General features: G+C 50.0%; 16 protein-coding genes. 15 read left to right on the top strand and 1 reads right to left on the bottom strand.

Annotated elements, in window-relative coordinates:
- Positions 1-10 precede the first annotated feature (10 nt).
- From H503_RS0102845 to sfsA, 3 genes are all read left to right on the top strand, one after another.
- Complete coding sequence (locus tag H503_RS0102845; protein WP_009014717.1) at positions 11-3787, top strand: phosphoribosylformylglycinamidine synthase; 3777 nt, start codon at positions 11-13, stop codon at positions 3785-3787.
- Positions 3788-3966: 179 nt separating this feature from the next.
- Positions 3967-6888: an insulinase family protein gene (locus H503_RS0102840; protein WP_009014718.1), complete on the top strand. Its 2922-nt coding sequence runs from the start codon at positions 3967-3969 to the stop codon at positions 6886-6888.
- 68 nt (positions 6889-6956) lie between these two features.
- The gene (gene sfsA, locus H503_RS0102835; protein ID WP_009014719.1) at positions 6957-8114 is read left to right on the top strand and encodes a DNA/RNA nuclease SfsA; all 1158 of its coding nucleotides are present in this window, start codon (positions 6957-6959) and stop codon (positions 8112-8114) included.
- Positions 8115-8160: 46 nt separating this feature from the next.
- Here the strand turns inward: sfsA and hydF are convergent, their stop codons facing one another.
- Entirely contained in the window at positions 8161-9378 is a 1218-nt protein-coding gene (gene hydF / locus H503_RS0102830; protein WP_009014720.1) for a [FeFe] hydrogenase H-cluster maturation GTPase HydF, read from the bottom strand.
- A gap of 281 nt (positions 9379-9659) precedes the next feature.
- Here hydF and dprA point away from each other — a divergent pair, with 281 nt between their 5' ends.
- The 12 genes from dprA to H503_RS0102770 all read left to right on the top strand — a co-directional run bounded on the left by dprA (position 9660) and on the right by H503_RS0102770 (position 21541).
- Positions 9660-10763, top strand: coding sequence for a DNA-processing protein DprA (dprA, locus tag H503_RS0102825; protein WP_009014721.1), 1104 nt, complete (start codon positions 9660-9662; stop codon positions 10761-10763).
- 18 nt (positions 10764-10781) lie between these two features.
- Entirely contained in the window at positions 10782-13046 is a 2265-nt protein-coding gene (topA, locus tag H503_RS0102820) for a type I DNA topoisomerase (RefSeq protein ID WP_026385425.1), read from the top strand.
- Between the two features lie 8 nt (positions 13047-13054).
- Entirely contained in the window at positions 13055-14371 is a 1317-nt protein-coding gene (gene trmFO, locus H503_RS0102815; protein ID WP_009014723.1) for a methylenetetrahydrofolate--tRNA-(uracil(54)-C(5))-methyltransferase (FADH(2)-oxidizing) TrmFO, read from the top strand.
- A 67-nt stretch (positions 14372-14438) separates the two neighbouring features.
- Complete coding sequence (gene xerC / locus H503_RS0102810) at positions 14439-15347, top strand: tyrosine recombinase XerC (protein WP_009014724.1); 909 nt, start codon at positions 14439-14441, stop codon at positions 15345-15347.
- 14 nt (positions 15348-15361) lie between these two features.
- Positions 15362-16138 carry a GTP-sensing pleiotropic transcriptional regulator CodY gene (gene codY / locus H503_RS0102805; RefSeq protein ID WP_026385424.1) on the top strand — a complete coding sequence of 259 codons (777 nt, stop codon included), beginning with the start codon at positions 15362-15364 and terminating at the stop codon, positions 16136-16138.
- 107 nt (positions 16139-16245) lie between these two features.
- Positions 16246-16899, top strand: a complete 654-nt coding sequence (locus H503_RS0102800; protein WP_009014726.1) for a site-2 protease family protein — start codon at positions 16246-16248, stop codon at positions 16897-16899.
- Positions 16900-16948: 49 nt separating this feature from the next.
- Positions 16949-17698, top strand: a complete 750-nt coding sequence (locus tag H503_RS0102795) for a segregation and condensation protein A (protein WP_009014727.1) — start codon at positions 16949-16951, stop codon at positions 17696-17698.
- The gene (gene scpB / locus H503_RS0102790) at positions 17670-18281 is read left to right on the top strand and encodes an SMC-Scp complex subunit ScpB (protein WP_026385423.1); all 612 of its coding nucleotides are present in this window, start codon (positions 17670-17672) and stop codon (positions 18279-18281) included. The genes H503_RS0102795 and scpB overlap by 29 nt, the downstream gene beginning before the upstream one ends.
- A complete protein-coding gene (locus H503_RS0102785) occupies positions 18282-19022 on the top strand; it encodes a pseudouridine synthase (protein ID WP_009014729.1) in 741 nt (246 codons plus the stop codon). It abuts the gene before it with no gap.
- The gene (locus tag H503_RS0102780; RefSeq protein ID WP_009014730.1) at positions 19015-20259 is read left to right on the top strand and encodes a BaiN/RdsA family NAD(P)/FAD-dependent oxidoreductase; all 1245 of its coding nucleotides are present in this window, start codon (positions 19015-19017) and stop codon (positions 20257-20259) included. Before H503_RS0102785 ends, H503_RS0102780 begins: the two co-directional genes overlap by 8 nt.
- Positions 20260-20267: 8 nt before the next feature.
- A complete protein-coding gene (cmk, locus tag H503_RS0102775) occupies positions 20268-20939 on the top strand; it encodes a (d)CMP kinase (RefSeq protein ID WP_009014731.1) in 672 nt (223 codons plus the stop codon).
- Positions 20936-21541: a lysophospholipid acyltransferase family protein gene (locus H503_RS0102770; RefSeq protein WP_009014732.1), complete on the top strand. Its 606-nt coding sequence runs from the start codon at positions 20936-20938 to the stop codon at positions 21539-21541. Before cmk ends, H503_RS0102770 begins: the two co-directional genes overlap by 4 nt.
- Position 21542 lies beyond the last annotated feature (1 nt).

The raw sequence follows: 21542 nt of genomic DNA, 5'->3' as shown, positions 1-21542 counted from the left end.
GGAGGCTGTCATGAGCGAATCGATGAGAAGGATTTATGTGGAAAAAAAGAAGGAGTATGCTGTTGAAGCAGCAGGACTCCTGGCAGATCTTGTGGGAACCTTGGGCATGACCCAGCTGACGGGGCTGCGTATCGTCAATCGCTACGATATTGCAGGATTGTCCGATGAGGACTATGAAGCTGCTAAACGGGTTGTCCTGTCTGAACCGCCGGTAGATACGGTTCATGATGAGACGCTGGAAATCCCAGAAGGCGTGAAGAGCTTTGCCATTGAACTCCTGCCTGGCCAGTATGACCAGCGGGAAGACTTTGCCGCTCAGTGTGTACAGCTCATTAGTCAGGGTAAACGGCCCGCAGTTGCTGCTGCAAAGGTCATCCTTCTGGAAGGCAATCTGACCGATGCTGACGTTGAAAAAATCAAAAAGTACACCATCAACCCTGTAGAAGCCCAGGAAGCCTCCACACAAAAACCTGACAGCCTGGAAATGAGCTGGGAAGCTCCGAAACCAGTTGCCATCATCAAGGGCTTCACGCAGTTTTCCAAGGAAGAACTCCATCAGTTCCTTACGGAACAGGAACTGGCCATGAGTGAAGCAGACCTTGCTTTTATCCAGGAATATTTCCAGAAAGAAGGCCGGAATCCTTCCATTACTGAAATCAAGGTTCTTGACACATACTGGTCCGATCATTGCCGCCACACCACTTTTGAAACCAATCTTGAGAAAATCAATATTGAGGAGAGCGTCTATACGGAACCTATCCAGCAGGCTTTGGAACGCTACCTGAAGGATCGAGAATTTGTCTATGGCAAGGATACAGAGCGGCCTGTCACGCTGATGGACATGGCTTGCCTTGCGACCAAGAAGATGAAAAAAGAAGGCCATCTGCCTGATTTGGATGCCTCTGAGGAAATCAATGCCTGCAGCATTGTTGTCCCCATTACGGTAGATGGAAACGAAGAAGAATGGCTCGTCATGTTTAAGAACGAGACCCATAACCATCCCACGGAGATTGAGCCTTTTGGTGGTGCGGCAACCTGTCTTGGCGGTGCCATCCGTGATCCATTGAGCGGCCGCAGCTATGTCTATCAAGCCATGCGTGTCACGGGCTCAGGTGACCCACGTACGCCTTATGATAAGACCCTTGTTGGGAAATTGCCACAGCGTAAAATCACCCAAGGCGCCGCTGCTGGCTATAGTTCCTATGGCAACCAGATTGGCCTTGCTACAGGTCTTGTAGAAGAATATTATCACAACCGTTTTGTAGCCAAGCGGATGGAGGTCGGCGCTGTAATCGGCGCGGCACCTCGTGATGCCGTCGTCCGTGAACGACCCAGTGATGGTGACCTTGTTGTACTTCTTGGCGGCCGTACGGGCCGTGATGGTATGGGCGGCGCAACGGGTGCGTCCAAGGAACACACGACCAAATCCCTCAGTGAATGCGGGGCAGAGGTCCAGAAGGGCAATCCTCCCAACGAACGTAAGATCCAGCGTCTTTTCCGCAATCCTGAAGTGACCCGTCTCATCAAGCGCTGTAACGACTTTGGCGCAGGCGGCGTTTCCGTGGCGATTGGGGAACTTGCTCCGGGGCTTGTCATTAATCTGGATAAGGTTCCCAAGAAATATGAAGGCCTTGATGGTACGGAACTTGCCATCAGTGAGTCCCAGGAACGTATGGCTGTTGTCATTGCCGCCAAGGACCTGAAGGCATTCATGGATGCAGCCGATGAAGAGAACCTGGAAGCAACGGTTGTTGCCGAGGTGTCCAAGGATCCACGCCTTGTCATGTACTGGCGTGGGGAAAAAATCGTCGATCTTTCGCGTGCCTTCCTCGATACGAATGGGATTTCCCAAAAGGCTGACGTTGAAGTGGAAGCCATTACGGCGCCTTCTCCTTTCAATGAAATCCCCGAACAAGTGCAGGGCCTTTCGTCCATCAAGGATCGCTGGCTCCGTAACCTGGACCGCTTGAACGTCTGCAGTCAGGAAGGGCTGGGGGAACGTTTTGATGGGACCATCGGACGTGGGACTGTCATCATGCCTTTTGGCGGTAAGCGTCAACTGACTCAATCCGAAGGGATGGCGGCCCGGATTCCAGTACTGGGCGGCAAAACGACGGCGGCCTCTGTCATGGCCGCTGGTTATAATCCAAACGTCGCTTGCTGGAGTCCTTATCATGGCGGTATGTACGCAGTCGTGGAATCTGTCTGCCGTGCAGCAGCCCTTGGCGCCGATCCTAGCAAGCTGCGTCTTTCCATGCAGGAATATTTCCCAAAACTCCATGACAGCAAGCATTGGGGACAACCGCTCAGCGCACTGTTAGGAGCCTACGAAGCTTGCTGCGAGCTGGGCCTTCCTGCCATTGGCGGAAAGGATTCCATGAGTGGTACTTTTATGGATCTTGAAGTTCCGCCTTCGCTCATCAGTTTTGCCGTAGGCGTCATGGATGGTCGGGACACGATTTCCAATGAATTCAAAAAAGCCGGTCATACCGTGGTATTCCTGCCTGCTAGCTGTGATGAACATGAAGTCATTGATTACGACGCCTTAAAGAAACTCCTTGCTTCCCTCCATAAGGGCATCCTTTCCAAGCGGGTCATTACGGCTGGTGTGGTCAAGGAAGGCGGTGTCGCTGCCGCGATTTCTGCCATGTGCCTTGGCAACGAGCTCGGATTTTCCTTTGTTAAGCCATTCCTTCACGAGGAATGTCTCTTCACCCTGCAGCCTGCTGGTTTCCTTGTAGAACTTGAAGATGGGGCAGATGCGGAAGAAGTTTTTGCGGGGACGGATCTTCTCGTTCTGGGAACCTTGACCGATGAGGGCAAAGTGGTCGTCAACGATACAGAAATCAGTCTTGCTGAAATTGAAGCCGCCTATACGAAGACCCTGGATAAGATTTTCCCCATGAAGGCACCGCGGAAAGAAAAGAAGGATGTACGCATGCCGGCTTACACCAATGATCTACCGCTGACCGCTCCCTATAACGTTGCCAAACCGACGGTCTTCATTCCCGTATTCCCAGGAATCAACTGCGAATATGATACGGCTGCCGCCTTTGAAGCCGCTGGAGCGAAGACGGATATCTTCGTAATCCGCAACCTGACGCCAGACGCCATCAAGGAATCGGTGGAAGAAATGGCCAAACGAATGAAACAGGCGCAGATCATGGCTCTTCCCGGTGGCTTCTCTGCCGGTGATGAACCGGATGGTTCTGGTAAGTTCATGGCCACCATGTTCCGCAACCCAACTCTTACAGAAGCCGTGGAAGATCTTTTGACGAACCGTGATGGCCTGATCCTTGGAATCTGCAACGGGTTCCAAGCCCTGATCAAGCTCGGCCTTGTGCCGTACGGTCATATTGTACCGCTGAAGGATGATTCCCCGACGCTGACGTTCAATACCATTGGCCGTCATATTTCCCGAATGGTCGACACAAAAGTGGTTTCCAACAAATCTCCGTGGCTCAGCCTTTGCGAACCTGGTGATATCCATACCATCGCCGTTTCCCATGGGGAAGGCCGTTTCGTAGCGACGGAGGAGGAAATCAAACACCTTGTTGCCAATGGCCAGATTGGCACCCAATATGTTGACCTTGCCGGCAATCCGACCATGGAAAGCCCGTACAACCCGAACGGTTCCTTCTATGCCGTCGAGTCTGTTACCAGCCCCGATGGCCGCGTCCTCGGCAAGATGGGCCATTCCGAACGCTACACCGATGGCCTCATGAAGAACATTCCGGGCAACAAGTTCCAGCCAATCTTCCTGTCCGGTGTACAGTACTTCAAATAAGTTGTTCAGCTCCTGTCTAAACAGAGGATCCACCTCCTTGGGGGGTGGGTCCTTTTTCTGTGCCGGAAGGGGTGGCTATGGCTTTTTTCATCAATTTCTACTATAATGCAGGGTGATACAGTTCTTAGATGCAGAATCCATCTTTGCTGATTTTGTTCCCTGAATGGAGGTTATCCAATATGCAGTTTTCCCTGAATGATAAGGTCCATGGCTTTCGCGTGGATCGAATCACCGATCTTTGTGATATCAAGGCCATGGGCTATGAAATGACCCATGAAAAAAGTGGGGCCCGTCTTTTTTATGTGGCTTCCGACGATGACAACAAAGTCTTTACCATTGGGTTTCGGACGCCCAGTCGGGATGATACCGGTGTGGCCCATATAACGGAACATTCCGTACTTTGCGGGTCCCGCAAATACCCGGTCAAGGAACCCTTTGTCGAACTTGTGAAAGGGTCCCTCAATACGTTTCTCAACGCCATGACCTATTCCGATAAAACGGTCTATCCTGTAGCGAGCCGCAATGATAAGGATTTCAGGAATCTAGTCGATGTGTATCTTGATGCTGTCTTTTATCCCAATACCTATAAAAACCCCTTCACGCTTCGTCAAGAAGGCTGGCACTATGAATTCGATGAAGCGGGCCAGCTTGTCTATAACGGCGTCGTCTACAATGAAATGAAAGGGGTCTATTCTTCCCCTGATGCCGTAGAAGAAAATGAGGTGAACAAGGCCCTTTTCCCGGATACGCCGTACCGTTTTGAATCGGGCGGTTATCCAGAGGAGATTCCTACTTTGACGCAGGAAATGTTCCTTGATTTCCATAAGACTTATTACAGTCCCCAGAATAGTTTCATCTATCTTTATGGCAATATGGATATTGATGCCTATTTGTCTTATTTGGATGAAGCTTACCTGAGCCATTTTGATAAAGATCCGGATTTTTCCGTCAAGATTCCCCTGCAGGCCCCCTTTGACCGGACAAAAGAAGTGACGGCCTACTATCCGGAAGCCCAGGGGGTGGACGTGGATCACAAGACCTATCTTTCCCTTAACATTGTTATGGGATCAAGCCTTGACCAGAAACAGACCATGGCCCTTAAAGTCCTTACAAAGGTCCTTTTTGAAGGCGATAACGCCCCCTTGCGCCTTGCCCTCCTGCGGGCCGGTCTCGGCAGCGATGTATCAGGCAGCCTCAATGCCTCCCAGCTCCAGCCCGTTCTTTCTATCCGCATTAGCGGCAGTGAGGAAAGTGAAAAAGACCGTTTCATCAAGGTCCTTTACAGCACGCTCCAGGAGCTTTCCCGCAAGGGCATCCCGCAGGAACTTATGGAAGCAGAACTCAGCAGCGAAGAATTCAAGATGCGCGAAGCTGATTTCAATGTCTACCCAAAAGGACTCATCTATGGACTTTCGATCATGGAGACCTGGCTTTATGGTGGGGATCCTACGACGTGCCTAAAATTTACGGAAACCTTGGATTTCCTGCGCGGTAAAATCGGCACGCATTATTATGAGTCCCTCATTGAAACGCTCCTTCTTGATAACACGCATAAAGTGCTCCTGACGCTGAAGCCGGAGCCGGGGAAGGAAGAAAAGGACGGCGCCCTCTTCCGAAAAAAGATGCAGGCCATCAAAGAAGGCCTCTCACAGGATGAAATCAATGAAATCAAGGTCATTGCCGATGAACTCCATGCCCGTCAGGCGGCAGAAGACTCACCGGAAGCACTGGAAACAATTCCTTTATTAAAGCGGGATGATATCAAGCGGACGGTTTCCTTTGAAACACCTGTAGTCACGGAAAAGGGGAGCTATACCCTGCTTTACCGCCCTGCCTTTACGAACCAAATCGTCTATTATGATTGGTGTTTTGATATGACAGGCGTACCGGAAGACCTTCTCACATGCGCATATTTGCTTTCTGACGTCCTCGGAAAGGTCAATACGGATACATTCACCTATGAAGAATTAAACACGTTTACAGACCAATATATTGGAGGACTTTCCTTTGCTATCCAGCCTTATACCTCCTATCGGGACATGAATGACTTCAGGAACTATTTCAAGGTGACGGCCAAAGTTCTGGAACATAATGAGGACCGGCTCTTTGAGCTTCTTGAAGCCCTGGCACTAACCAGCCATGTGGGGGACAAGGCCCGCCTCAAGGAAATCGTGGAAGAAGTCAAGGCGGGTTGGGATGCATTGTTTTTCTCACGAGGCATGACCGTTGCCACCATCCGTCTTTCTAGTTATTTCTCCGATTCCGGCCGCTCCAGCGAGCATGATCAGCTGACCTATTACCAGTTCCTCCAGGATCTGTGCGCGCATTTTGAGGAAAAGGCGGACCGCGTCATTGAAAACCTGAAGACTTTGATGTCCGCTTTCTTCAATAAGGACCGTCTTGTTATGAGCCTTTGCTGTGACGAAAGCCACAGGGAAACGGCAGAAAAGAAGATGGAATCCTTTGTCGATCAGCTGCCCCATTCTTCCTTTGCCGGAAAGCCAGTGCCGGAGTTTGCTGCACCGGGCCTTAATGAGGGCATTACGACCAGCGGCAAGGTCCAGTATGTTCTTGCCGGCGGCAATTTCCGTGCCCATGGCCATGACTATACGGGCGCCATGAAGGTCCTTGAAACTATCCTTCGCTATAGCTATCTTTGGACCAAGATCCGTGTTCAGGGAGGTGCTTATGGGGCAGGGGCGCGCTTTGATCAGAACGGGCTGTTCTATCTGTCCAGCTACCGCGATCCACAGCTCATGAAGACGCTCAGCACCTATGAAGGACTGCCTGAGTATCTGGAACATTTTGAAGCCTCAGAACGGGAAATGACCAAGTATGTCATCGGGACCATCAGTCTGCTTGATACGCCGCTGACAAATGCTATGCGGCTTGAAAAAGCCATTACGACCTATCTGCGCGGCCTGCCCAAGGACCTTGCCCAGACCTACCGCGATGAAGTCATTGACTGCTCGGTAGAAGATATCAGGGCTTTGGCGCCTGTTGTGCGGGACGTTCTTTCTGATGGATATCGATGCGTTGTAGGCAGCAAGGAAGCCATTGAAGAAAATAAGGATGTCTTTGAGAAGATTTTCAAGGCCTAGGAAGAAAAATCTGAAAAGGACTGCTCACCCATAGGGCGGCAGTCCTTTTTCCTAAGGAGGAACAAACGATGATGCATGATCATCAAGTGCTGATTCCAGCGGCCTTTGTCAGCAGGCCCAATCGCTTTGTGACAAAGGCGGTCATGGGGGATGCTGTTGTTACTTGTCATATGCCCAACCCGGGTCGCATGTGGGAGCTCCTTTATGAGGGGACGCGGCTTTACCTTCGAAAAGCCAAGGATCCAGCGCGTAAAACGCCCTATGATGTTGTCGGGATTGAGCGTGACGGTGTCCCGATTCTGCTTGATACACAGTATAACAATGATGTGGCAGAGTACCTTATCCGGAACCATTTGATCCCTGGCTGGGAGTCCTGCCGTGTCGTAAAGCGGGAAGTCACAGTGGGGGACAGCCGCTTCGACCTGCTTCTTGAGCAGGAGGGGCAGCCATTTTATGTAGAAGTCAAATCATGCACCCTTTTTGGTCGTAAGGGTGCCATGTTCCCGGACGCGGTCACCGAAAGGGGCCGCAAGCATATCGAGGAACTTGCCGCCATGCATGATGAGGGAATCAGGACGGGACTTCTCATCCTCGCCCACTGGAACCGGGCTGAATGGTTCCTTCCTGATTACCATACAGATCCTGCTTTTGCGGAAGCCTTTCGGCGCTGCGCACCCCGCCTTGATTGGAAGGCCTTTTCCCTTTCCTGGGATAAGACCTTTACTTATCCTGAACCAGGAAAACTTCTTATGTACCCAGAGACGCTCCTTGCAGAGGAAAATCAGGACGCCGGGGACTACTTTGTGGTTCTGGAACTTGCCGAAAATCGAGATATTGCCGTAGGCAGTTTAGGGAAAGTACATTTTCCCAAGGGCTTTTATGTCTATGTCGGATCTGCAAAAAAAAATCTCATGAAACGGCTGGAACGGCATAAACGGAAGCGCAAGGGAATGCATTGGCATATTGATTATTTTCGTAATGAAGCCAAGGTTCTTGCTGCCCTTCCCGTAAGGACCCAGGATGATTTGGAACATCTCATGGCGCGGGAACTGATAAAGGCCGCAGACTGGTCCATCTCTCACTTTGGTGCGACAGACTGCCCGGAAGATGGGTCCCATCTTTTTGGGTTTATAAAGAACCCGCTTCATGAAAAAGGCTTCATGGATATCGTCGAAAGGTTCCGCATGAACCGTCTCGATGCCCGGGCAGTAAAAGAAAAGGGGTAAAGAAAAAGGACCCATCCTGTGATGACATACAGAGTGGGTCCATGTTTTATTTGACTTTTTTCACAAGTTCCGGAAAGGGGGAAAGAACGCGCCTTAAGATGCCGTTCATATAAGCAATGGCAATCCCATAATTGGTCATGGGAATGTTCTCGGTTTTTGCAAGTTGCTGCCGATAGGAAACTTCCTGTGGGTTCAGCATGCAGGCTCCGCAGTGGACAATCAGTGAAAAGGAAGAAAGGTCATCGGGAAAGCCCTTGCCGCTTGTAAAGGAAAATTCCGGTGTTTTTCTGGAAAAGCGGCGGATCCAGTCAGGCATCTTCACTGTACCGATATCGTTGCACTGACGGTGATGGGTGCAGCCTTCGGAAATCAGGACACGGTCGCCCTCTTTCAGACGTTTTAGTTCATTGGCACCTTCAATAAAGGCTTCCAGTTCTCCTTTATAGCGGGCAAAGAGAATGGAAAAACTGGTAAGCGGTACATCTTCCGGCACCATGTCCTTCACGGTAGAAAACGCTTGAGAGTCCGTAATGACAAGGCGAATACTGTCATGAAAGGCCTTGACGGTGGAAGGCAGTTCGTCAGGTTGTACAACAATGGCCCTTCCATGGAAATCGAGGATTTCCCGGATGGTCTGCTGCTGAGGCAGGATCAGCCGCGCTTTTGGTGCTGACTCGTCAATAGGAACGACAAGAACAACCAGATCGCCGGGCGCCAAAAGATCTCCCAACAGAGGGCGCTGCGCTTTTGCAGTGGGATTCATCCGGGAAAGGCGTTCCTTAAGCTCCGTAATGCCTTCATGGGTCTGGGCACTGACAAAAAGAAGATGGTCCTTTTCTGCCTGAGGTAGGAGGGGAGCGCTGTATATATCGATTTTGTTGACAATGAGCAGGTAGGGAACCTTTCGTTCCTTGAATTCCTTAAGAAGACGCTGATCAGCTTCTGACAGGCCAAGGGCCGCATCGACAACAAGGAGGGCAATATCTGTGCTGCGCAGGACAAAGCGTGCTTTTTTGACGCGTTTTTCACCTAGAGCCCCTTCATCATCAAGGCCAGGTGTATCTGTAATCAGTACGGGGCCAAGAGGAAGGATTTCCATGGCCTTGGAGACGGGGTCCGTCGTCGTGCCCTTGAAGTCGGATACAATGGAGAGGTCCTGTCCTGTTAGGGCGTTGATCAGGGAAGATTTCCCTGCATTGCGGCAGCCAAAAAGTCCAATGTGGACGCGTTCAGCCGCTGGGGTTTCATTAAGCGAAGAGGCCATAGCAAGCTCCTTTCTGGGATGGGAACCCATCCCTCAAAAATTTTGACTTCTATACTATACCTCATCTTCCCTGCTCCGTCGATGGGATTTTTCCCAAAAGGGTGAAAATCGGCGCTGAAAGATGAAAAAAGCTGGATGAACCGGCATTATCCCCTGGTATATCCCTCCATATTTTGCAAAAAATTTTCAATTTAGATTGGACATTCTTATTCATTCGTGGTATCTTCATAGCATTGTAAGACAGAATTTGCAGTCTATTTGCAGTAGGAGTTGAATCCATCGTGGAAGTCTATTATATGGCAGCCCTGGCCCATCTTTTGGGTTCCCGCGCCGCTCTTTTGGGGCCTCGACTTGCAGCCTATTTTGGGTCGGCAAAGGAAGCCTTTGAGGCTTCTTTCGAACAGGTGAAAGCGTCAGGCATACTCACAGAAAAAGGAGCCCAGCACTACCGAAAGTGGTATGATCCTGGCCTTCCTCAAAAAATAGCCGATTACTGTGAAATCGCCCATATTTCACTTCTTGGCATCCAGGAAAGTGGGTATCCAGCTTCACTTAGGGAGATTGCGGATCCGCCTTGGGTCCTGTACGTCAAGGGTAAGCTGCCGAATCTGACGGCTTATCTTGCAGTTGTTGGGTCACGCAAAGCTACCGGATACGGTCTATCCATTGCAGAACGTTTTTCCCGCGTCCTTGCGTCGGAGAAGATTGCCATCGTAAGTGGCGGGGCCTATGGCATTGATGCAGCAGCCCATGAGGGGGCCCTCCTTGGCGGAGGAAAGACAATCTCCGTTTTGGGCTCCGGCCTGGCGCGCCCCTATCCAGTTCGACACAAAGGTCTTTTTCAACGTATTTCCGAAACGGGTGCTGTCATCTCTGAATTTTCCCCTTTTACTCCGCCCATGGCCTATCAGTTTCCCATGCGCAACCGCATTATCGTCGGGCTTTCTTCCGGAGTGCTTGTCGTCGAGGCTGCACTAAAAAGCGGGGCTATGATTACGGCTCACTTAGCGGCGGATGAAGGCCGTGATGTCTATGCTGTACCGGGCCCCATTGAATCATTCACAAGCAAAGGAACCCACGCCCTTATCAAGGAAGGTGCCCATCTTGTTGATGATCCGCAGGATCTTTTGGACGTCTATTTTCCCGAGGACGTTCCCAAGGGGGCCCACGCAGTAGAACTTTCTTTATTTGAAACATTTCCCGTTCCCGACCGGAAAAAAGCAGAAGCCCTTTATGATTTTATCAAGGGAGGAAATGGCAAACAGATGGAAGAAATCATGGCCCATTTTCCCTGGCCGCTTTCTTTTGTCAGCATGCTTCTCCTGCGTATGGAAGTTGCCGGCATGGTCCGTAAAAGCGCGGGCAATCGATATTTAGTTCGCTAAAAAGGAGTCAGATGTTTTATGGCTAATCTTGTCATTGTAGAATCACCAACAAAATCAAAAACTATCGGTCGTTTCTTGGGAAAAAACTATACTGTCAAGGCCTCCATGGGTCACTTGCGTAATCTTCCCAAAAGCCAGTTCGGTGTGGACGTGGATCATGATTTTGAGCCTAAGTACATCAACATCCGTGGAAAAGGTGACCTCATCAAAGAACTGAAGACCCTTGCCAAAAAAGCGGACAAGATATATCTTGCAACGGACCCTGACCGCGAAGGGGAAGCCATTGCTTGGCATCTGGGCTATTTATTGGGCGTCGATCCAGAAAGCAACTGCCGGATTTCCTTTCATGAAATCACACCTCATGCGGTCAAAGAAGCTATCAAGCATCCTGCTGCCATTGATATGGATAAGGTCGACGCACAGCAGACGCGTCGCATCCTCGATCGTATTGTCGGCTATAAGCTGTCGCCCCTTTTGTGGCGCAAGATTGCCAAAGGTCTTTCGGCAGGCCGTGTCCAGTCTGTAGCAGTCAAGATCATCTGCGACCGGCAAAAGGAAATTGATGCCTTTGAGCCGCAGGAATATTGGACGAGTTCCGTAACCCTTACGGCAGATAAACCAAGTCATAAATTTACGGCAGAGGTGACGAAAAAAGAGGGCAAAAAACTTGTCATCCATAACGAAGAGGAAGCCCGGACCGTGACCAAGGAACTGCTGAACCAGTCCTATGCCGTTGCTTCTTCGGCAGTAAAGGACAGGATCCGCCGCCCCATAGCTCCTTTTACGACCAGTTCCCTTCAGCAGGAAGCGGTCAAGCGGCTTAATTTTACAACGAAAAAGACCATGATGCTGGCCCAGCAGCTTTATGAAGGCATTGCCCTTGAAAAAAGGACTCCTGTCGGCCTCATTACCTATATGCGTACGGACTCTGTCCATCTGGCCAGTGTTGCCGTTGCGGAAATTCGCAATTATATCGGCGAGGTTTATGGCGATGCCTACTTGCCGAAAAAGCCAAACGTATACAGCAGCCGTAAGAATGCCCAGGAGGCCCATGAAGCCATCCGTCCGACCTCGGTCATGCGTACCCCCGATGAGGTTGCGCCCTATCTTGAACGGGATCAGCTGCGGCTTTACCGCCTGATTTGGGAACGGACCGTATCCTGCCAAATGGCACCCAGCGTCAGTGAGGTCACAACCCTCATCATTAACGGCGGGCCCTACGAACTGCGCGCTTCCGGATCTGTTGTTAATTTTGATGGTTTCCTGACTTTGATGGATAAAAAGGAACTTGCCGGGGAAAAGACAAAGAAGGTTCCACACCTTAAGGAGGGGACGCCCCTTACCCTCATTTCCGTCGATGATGCCATTCAGCATTTTACGGAACCGCCTGCCTATTTCACGGAAGCTACCTTAGTCAAGGAACTGGAAGAAAAGGGAATTGGACGGCCAAGTACTTATGCCACCATCATCCAGACCATCCTTTCCCGCGGTTATGTAGCCAAGGAGGCAAAAAAAGTCATGCCGACGGAATTGGGCATGACGACCATTGAACTTTTGACCCAATATTTCCCCAATCTGATTGATGTGCCCTTTTCTGCTCATATGGAAAATGAATTGGATGCCATCAGTGAGCACAAGACTAAAAAGGAAACTGTCCTCAAGGAGTTCTATGGGCCCTTTGAAAAGGAACTGGAAATTGCCGACCGTGAAATTCCTGTAAAACCTCAGGAAGTCATTGTAAGTGATGTAAAGTGTGAGAAGTGCGGCCGTATGATGGTCGTAAAAACAGGGCGTCATGGAAAGTTCCTTGCCTGCCCTGGATTTCCGGAATGCCGCAACACGAAACCTTATTACGAAAAAATTGGCGTCGCCTGCCCGCTCTGCGGTCATGATCTGATTGTAAGAAAAACCAAGACAGGACGGACTTTTTATGGCTGTTCCCATTATCCGGAATGTCATTTTACAAGCTGGGATAAGCCCATCAACGAAACATGTCCCCTTTGCGGTCATATCATGCTGGAAGCGGTTCAGCGCGGCGGGAAGGTCGTGCACCACTGCAGCAATCCTGAGTGTCCAAACAGCGGCGCCAAAAAGAGCGGACTAAAGAAAGTCAGTGCCAAGGCCGCTCTTGCGAAAACAGAAGGAACCGCTGAAAAAACAGTGAAAAAAACGACTGCAAAAAAAACAACAACGGCCAAAAAGACTGCCGTAATGAAGACCGCGTCTACCAAGAAGACCGCTTCCACTAAAAAGACCGCCGTGAAAAAAACTGGAAAGGAATGAAAGAAACTATGACTGTTCATGTGATTGGTGCGGGCCTTGCAGGCAGTGAGGCCACATGGCAGCTTGTATCGCGGAAAATCCCTGTCAAGCTGCACGAAATGCGTCCCAAAAAATCAGATCCTGCTCACCATACGGCATATTACAGTGAGCTTGTCTGCAGCAATTCCCTACGGGCCGATAACATTGAAAATGCCGTCGGCCTTTTAAAGGAGGAAATGCGGCGGTTGGACTCCCTCATCATGGCTCAGGCGGACGCACACCGCGTCCCCGCTGGCGGGGCATTGGCTGTCGACCGTATGGGTTTTGCCCAAGGAGTTACGGAAGCCATCAGGAATCATCCGCTCGTGACAGTCATTGAAGAGGAAACAATCGATCTTTCCTTTCCAGAAGAAGATTACGTCATTGTAGCAACAGGCCCCCTTACGAGTGAACCCTTATCTGGCGCAATCCAGAATCTTGTTTCCCAGGACTATTTCCATTTCTTTGACGCAGCCGCGCCTATTGTGACCTTGGAATCCATCAACGAGGAGATTGCCTATAAGGCATCCCGTTATGGAAAAGGGGAGGCCGCCTATTACAACTGCCCTTTGAACAAAGAGGAATACCTGCGTTTTTGGGAAGCTCTGCGCACAGCCGAAGTGGCCGACGTAAAGGACTTTGAACATGGGATGGTCTTTGAAGGCTGCATGCCGATTGAAGAAATGGCCGTTCGCGGCGAGGATACCATGCGATTTGGTCCCTTGAAACCGGTTGGGCTTCCCGATCCCCGAACGGGGGAAGATCCCTATGCCGTTGTCCAGCTGCGTCAGGATAATGGGGCAGGGAGCCTCTTTAACATGGTTGGTTTTCAAACGCATTTGCGTTGGCCAGAGCAAAAACGAGTTTTCCGGATGATTCCCGGCCTTGAAGAGGCTGAATTTATCCGCTATGGTGTGATGCATAAAAATTCTTACCTCAATTCACCGCTTCTTCTCGATGCCGATTACAGCCTGAGGAGTCATCCTCACCTTTATTTTGCCGGTCAGATGACAGGTGTGGAAGGGTATGTGGAATCGGCAGCCTCCGGCCTTGCTGCAGGCATCTACCTTTCCCGTACCCTTTCTGGAAAGGCAAAGCTTCTTTTCCCCAGGGAAACGGCCATTGGTGCCCTGTCTCATTACATCAGCAATCCAGAAGTCAAGCATTTCCAGCCCATGAATATTAATTTTGGACTCATTGCCCCGTGGGACGGTCCACGTATCCGTGGTAAAAAAGAGAAGAATCACGCCATCGCGATGAGAGCACTGGATATTTTGGAAAATTATAAAAATTTGTTGCACAATTAACTTATATGTGCTAGTATGAATTATTAGGATTTTACCTACAATTTCATGAATGGGGGAGGTGCTTGCCATGAATAATGTACTGGACCCAATGGCTGAGCGTTTTCTTCGTTATTTGCGTGTAGAACGCAATGATTCCCCCAATACAATCCTGAACTACAAAGATGACCTGATTGCTTTTTCCGTGTTTTTGTCAGGTCGGGGGAAAGCTACTTGGCTTGAGGTATCCCTTCTTGATATCCGTTCTTATCTCGCCCAGCTTCATCGGGAGGAAAAGGCGAGACGAACTATTGCCCGACGCATTTCTTCCCTGCGGTCCTTTTATCGATATCTCATGCGTGAAGGCCTTACGGACAAGAATCCCTTTACCAAGGTCAAGACCCCAAAACTCGAAAAAAAACTGCCTGTTTTTTTAGAGGAGTTCGAGATGAATCATCTCTTGGAGCTGCCTGATCTTTCTACGGAGCTAGGTCAGCGGGATCGGGCACTGCTGGAGTTTCTCTACTCAACAGGCTGCCGCGTGTCGGAGCTTGTGGGACTGACGTTGACCCGTTTGGACCTATCCAATCGCTATGCCCTACTTTTGGGAAAGGGCCATAAGGAACGGATCGTTCCCTTAGGTCATCCCTGTATTAGGGCCATGAACGCTTACTTGACAGGAGCTCGGCGCGTACTCATGGAAAAGTATGAAGTCCCTTCTCATGACTTCATCTTTGTCAATCATCGAGGTACGCCTCTTACAGCACGCAGTGTGAGACGTATCCTTGACCGTTATGTGGAAATGGCGTCCATTCAAAAACACGTCAGCCCTCATACGATTCGGCATACTTTTGCCACACATCTACTCGATCACGGAGCGGATTTGCGCTCCGTTCAAGAACTGCTTGGACACGCAAGTTTATCAACAACGCAGATTTACACGCATGTCACAGCGGACCGAATTGCATCGGTGTATAAGAAACATCATCCAAGAGCGTAATGGGAGGAGACAGCATGCTGGCATTATTAGAAAAAACAAGAATGATCAACAAGCTTCTGCAGAACACGGAAGTCATCAGCTACAAAAAGATGGCCGAAGTCCTCAAGGACGTCATCAAGGCCAATATCTACATTGTTTCCAGTGAAGGTGAACTGCTGGGCTATTCAATCCTTGATGGATTTGAATGTGAACTGATGATCAAAAAGGTCCTTGACGTTGGCCGTTTTCCTGAAAATTATGTAAAGTGGCTGGAACAGATTCGTGAGACCTCTTCCAACTATCGACTTGTCAAGAATATGTGTGCCTTCAGTGATGATACCAAATGTCTTTTTGAAAGCAAATATACAACGGTTGTCCCTATCTTTGGAAACGGGGTCCGTCTAGGTACACTGATCCTTGGAAAGTTCAAGAAGGAGTTCATCGATTCCGATTTACTCCTGTCAGAATATGCAGCTACTGTCATCGGCATGCAGCTGCTCCATGACAAGGCTGTACACATCGAGGAAGCCTCCCGTAAAAAGGCTATGGTTCAGATTGCTTTTTCAAATCTGTCCTACAGCGAACTGGAAGCCATCTCTGAAATCCTGAAGGCACTGCCAGGGGATGAAGGCCTTCTGGTAGCCAGTAAGATTGCTGACCAGGCCGGTATTACGCGCAGCGTCATCGTCAATGCCCTGCGTAAGTTTGAAAGCGCGGGCGTCCTCGAGACCGAATCCCTGGGAATGAAAGGAACTTATGTCAGTATCCTCAATGAATATCTGCGGGATGGTCTAAAAGAACATCGAAAATAATCTGCATCAAGGGTGCTGGTCTATTCGGCACCCTTGCTTTTTATCTGAAGGGCAGCGGACAGTTCCGCGTCATGCTTCCTTATGTTGTTTCAGAAAGGAATACCATTATGCTTTCCCTTGATGCAACCATTATCTACCGCATCCCGGCCCTGCTTATGGCCCTTACGGTTCACGAATATGCCCATGGTGCCATGAGCACGCATTTGGGTGACCCAACCCCAGGTGCGCAGGGGCGCCTTACGATGAATCCTTTGGCCCATTTGGATATCATCGGAACCTTGGTCCTGCTTCTTGTCGGTTTTGGTTGGGCCAAACCTGTCATGGTCGACTCAAGATATTATCGGCACCCCCGACATGACATGATGAAGGTGGCCCTTGCTGGACCCTTGGCCAATTTGTTTCTCTGTTTCCTGGCCCTTTCACTGGACGGATTTTTCCTGCGCTATTTTGCTTCCCGAACGTTTTACAGCGTCCATTTTTTCCTGCAGTGGCTAAGCTTATACAATGTTTGGTTTGCCTTCTTCAATTTGGTGCCTCTCCCACCTTTGGATGGATTCAAGGTCCTGAGCTATTTCTTATCGCCCAGTGCGCAATATCGCTATGCCAATCTTGTTGGGCCTTATTCGAACCTTATCTTGATTGTCCTGTGTTTTACAGGTATAATTGGAATCATCATCAGTCCTCTTGCAACGCTTTATCTTCGTTTGGCCAGTGAAGTCAGCTATCTTCTGCTGACGCCTTTTGCCTTTTTCCTGCCGTAAGGGAAGCGGCCTTGCGTTACGGGGGACAGCTTGTGGGGGATTGCGTTTTATGTCGGAAGCCTTGACCGTCAAACTGCCTGATTTTGAAGGACCGCTGGACCTGCTTGTCCATCTCATTGAAAAAGATAAAGTCGATATCTACGATATCCCCATCGTATCAATTACGCAGCAGTATATCTCATACATCAATGAGATGCAGGTCTATGACCTTGATATGGCAAGTGAGTTTCTACTCATTGCAGCGATGCTGCTTCAAATTAAATCCCGTATGCTCCTGCCAAAGGATGATGCGGAAGAGGATGAAGAGAACGATCCGCGGGACATGCTCGTAGAAATGCTTGTTCTCTACCAAAAGTTCAAGAAAAGGGCTGGACTCCTTAGGGAATGCCTTACGGAATCCCGCCTTTTTGCTGTTCGGGCACCTATGAAGCTGGATACAGGGACAAGAAAGATCAAGTCCTACACCATGGCCGATCTGCTTCGCACCCTGATCAGGATGATTCCTGCTCCAGACGAGCGCCCGGCTGTTATTCCGCGGCAGGAGTTCCATGTCCAGGACAAAATGGAAGAAGTTCTCCACCTTCTGAGAAAAAAGAAAAGTAAAAAACAGAAACTGGCTTTTACCGACTTTATCCATGCCAGACATAATCGGAGTGAAACCATTGCTGCCTTTCTGGCCCTTTTAGAACTGCTGCGCCTAAAGCAGATTTCCATTCAGCAGGATGGCGCCTTTTCCCCTATCTATATTACAGAACGAAAGGAGACCGCTCATGGCGATATCGAAACTGGGACAGCTTGAAGCCTTGCTTTTCGCCGCTGGTGACCCCCTATCCCTTGACAGGATAGCCAGTGCGCTTCATCTTTCGCTGAATGAAGCCGATGATCTCTTGAGTCTGCTTTCAACGTCCTATCAAGAGGAGGATCGGGGCCTTACACTAAGGCGAGTCGCTGGGGGCGTTCAGGCGGTCACTAAAAAAGAGGCCATTAGTGTGATCCGGGATCTTTACGAAAAGCAGGAACAGAAGATTTCGAACGCAGCTATGGAAACTCTCGCCATTGTGGCTTATAAACAGCCGGTTACCAAAAGTGAGATTGAAGCCATTCGTGGGGTCAAGGTTGATGGGGTTGTTAGTACCTTGACGGAGATGGAACTCATTATGGAAGTTGGCCGCAAGGAAGTCATGGGGCGGCCTATTTTATATGGCACGACAGAAAAGTTTCTTGTGACCTTTGGCCTTGAATCCCTCTCTGCGTTGCCGGAACTGCCTGAAGAACTTCTGGATGGGGTCTTTAAAAGGGAAGAGGCGGCGGACATAGGAAGAGATAAAGAATCTGTACATGAGGAAGGAGTACCCAGTCTGGACCAGACGGGGCATGAATAAATGACGGAAGTACAAGTTGAACGGCTGCAGAAAATGATGGCAGCCTCTGGCGTTGCAAGCCGCCGGGAGTGTGAAAAGATCATCCTGCAAGGACGGGTCACCGTGAATGGCAAGCCCGTGATAGAACTTGGAACAAAGGTCTCTCCTACGGATCGGATCCTCATTGACGGGCGTCCCTTGCGCAAGGAAAGACACCGTTATTTCCTGCTCAATAAACCGCCTGCCGTCATGACCACCATGAAGGACCCGCGGGGCCGCAGGACGGTCGCCGAGCTGATGGATAAGGAACGGGAACGCGTCTATCCAGTGGGCCGTTTGGATTTCATGACGGAGGGCCTTCTCATTATGACGAATGATGGCGCCTTGGCCCAAGGCATGACCCACCCCAGTTATCACATCAATAAGACCTATGAAGTCGTTGTCGACGGGCACGTTGAAGAAGAAAAGCTGGACAAGCTGAGGACGGGTATCCGTCTGTGTGATGGGATGACAGCGCCTGCCCTCGTGGAGGTCAAACGCTATGATTCCCGTCGTGATCAGTCAATTTTTGAAGTCACCATTCACGAAGGACGCAATCGCCAGGTTCGGCGCATGTGCGAAGCCATTGGCTATCCTGTGAGGAAACTCAAACGGACTCAGGTCGCTTTCCTTTCTTTACAGGGTGTCAAAAAAGGAGCCTATCGCGAATTGACAGATGATGAAGTCGTGCATTTGAAGAAGCTGGTGATGCATCATGAATAAGGTCATTATCATTGGCGGCGGGGCGGCGGGACTTTTGGCGGCAATCTCTGCAGCCCAGAGGGGAGCCGACGTAACTATCCTGGAGCGAATGGAACGGGCTGGCAGGAAGCTCATGATTACGGGGAAAGGGCGCTGCAATATCACCAATCACTGCACGATGGATGAGATGATTGCCCATATCCCGGGTAATGGCAAATTCCTTTTCGGTGCTTTTCATCGCTTTACCAATGAAGATATGATTGCTCTTTTGGAAAGCCATGGACTAAAAACCAAAGTGGAGCGGGGAGGCCGCGTCTTTCCCCAAAGCGATAAAGCTTCCGATGTAGTTCGGACTCTGGAAGGAATCCTTTATGGACTTGGAGGAAAGATTTTCTTTCACCGCCGAATCACGCAGCTAGCGTGTCAAGAAGGTAAGGTCAGTGCCGTATATGATACAGATGGTCGCTATTATGAAGCTGATGCCTTTATCATTGCGGCAGGAGGGGCTTCCTATCCGCGAACTGGATCAACGGGGGACGGCTATGACCTTGCCCAGCAAGCTGGCCACACCATTATTGCGCCGAGTCCTGCTTTGGTTCCCTTGAATTGCGACCTGGGGGACATGAAGGCCCTCCAAGGCCTATCCCTGCGCAATGTAGAGGCTTCCCTTTGGGATAAAGGAAAGCTGGTAGGAAAGGAATTTGGCGAAATGCTCTTTACTCATTTTGGAGTCAGCGGACCCATTATTCTTACCCTTTCCCGGGAAGCGGCGCGTTATTTCAAAGCCCATCCGCAAGGCTTTTTGAATCTTTCCATCGACCTTAAGCCGGCGCTTACCCGGGAGCAGCTTGACGCGCGGCTTCAGCGGGATTTTCAGAAATACAGCCGCAAAGGCCTCAAAGCGGGCATGCACGACTTGCTGCCCCAGGCCCTTATCCCCTTTGTCATAGAAGAGGCCTGTTTGGTGCCTGAGCAGCCTGTCAATCAGCTGACACGCAAGGAACGCCTTCGTCTCGTTGATGTCCTCAAGGGTTTTCCCCTTCCGGTTACGGGGACGCGCCCTCTTGAAGAAGCCATTGTTACAAGCGGCGGCGTAAGCATCAAGGAAATCTCACCATCGACCTTTGCTTCCAGGCTTTACCCGAATCTCTTTTTTGCCGGTGAAGTCATGGATGTAGATGGCTTTACAGGCGGTTATAATCTGCAGGCGGCTTTTTCCTCCGGCTATGTAGCGGGAAAAGAAGCAGCTGAACTTTGAAAAGAGGAATGACATTGAAAAAGATCATCATTGCTATAGATGGCCCTGCGGGAGCAGGGAAAAGCACGATTGCAAAGAAAGTCGCTGCCAGTCTTGGCTATGCCTATATCGATACAGGGGCCATGTATCGTGCTGTGACCCTTTCCTGCCTAACTGCAGGACTTTCTCTTACAGAATCGGCTGCGACTCAAATGGCCCAAGGCATCAAGATTTCTTTCCGCTATGAAGATGGCCGGAACCAGGTCTATCTCAATGATCACGAAGTTACAGATGCCATTCGTAGCCTTGAAGTTTCCCGGAATGTTTCACAGGTCAGTGCCTATGGCGGCGTTCGCACAGCAATGGTTGCTCAGCAGCGGAAGATGGGAAAAAACGGTGGGATTGTCATGGATGGACGTGATATTGGCACGGTCGTCTTTCCGCATGCCCAGCTTAAGGTCTTTTTGACTGCCTCCGTGGAAGAACGGGCTCGCCGGCGCTTTGAGGAACTTAAGGTGAAGGGGGAGACTGTTTCTTTGGAAGACCTTAAAAAGAGAATCAGTGAGCGGGATCGTTTAGATGAGACAAGGGCGATTTCTCCTCTCAAAAAGGCAAATGATGCAGTGCTCATTGATTCTACACAGATGTCCATTCAGGAAGTCGCGGAAACAATCCTGTCCTTGGCTAAAAAGGAGAGATGAATCTCATGTGGTACCGATTTGTACAGCTGCTTTTTAGAGTACTGTTTTCCATCTTTTTCCGTTTGGAGACCATTGGCCGCGAAAACATTCCTCACGAAGGACCTGTTGTCATCGCTTCCAATCATGTCAGTCTCCTTGATCCTCCTATGATTGGAACGGCGGCTTCAAGACCCATTCACTTTATGGCCAAATCAGAACTTTTTGTTCCTGTTCTAGGAACGCTTTACCGCTCCTTGGGCGCCTTTCCGGTCCATCGCGGGGCTGCCGATACGCATGCCATTCGTCATGCCTTGAAACTTCTGAAAGACCGTAAGGTCCTTGGAATCTTTCCAGAAGGGCACAGGATCCGGACGGGAAAGCTCGGAAAAGCAGAACCAGGTGCCATGGCGATTGCCATCAAGGGAAAGGCACAAGTAGTCCCCACAGCCATCCTAGGGTCCAACCTGGGAGCTCAAAAAGGCTTCTGGCCCCATATCAAAGTTGTTTTTGGTCAACCTATTTCTGTCTTTGGGGCTGAAGGCAGTAAAAAAGATACGGAAGCCTTTACGGAGGAACTGATGGGTGAAATATCCCGTCTCATCAAGGAAAATGGGGGCATTTGAG

Origin of the sequence: Acidaminococcus intestini DSM 21505 (genome assembly GCF_000425045.1) — a bacterium.
GTDB classification, from domain to species: domain Bacteria; phylum Bacillota; class Negativicutes; order Acidaminococcales; family Acidaminococcaceae; genus Acidaminococcus; species Acidaminococcus intestini.
Note: the sequence above shows the minus strand (reverse complement) of the source record. Positions and strands in the feature narration are given on the sequence as shown.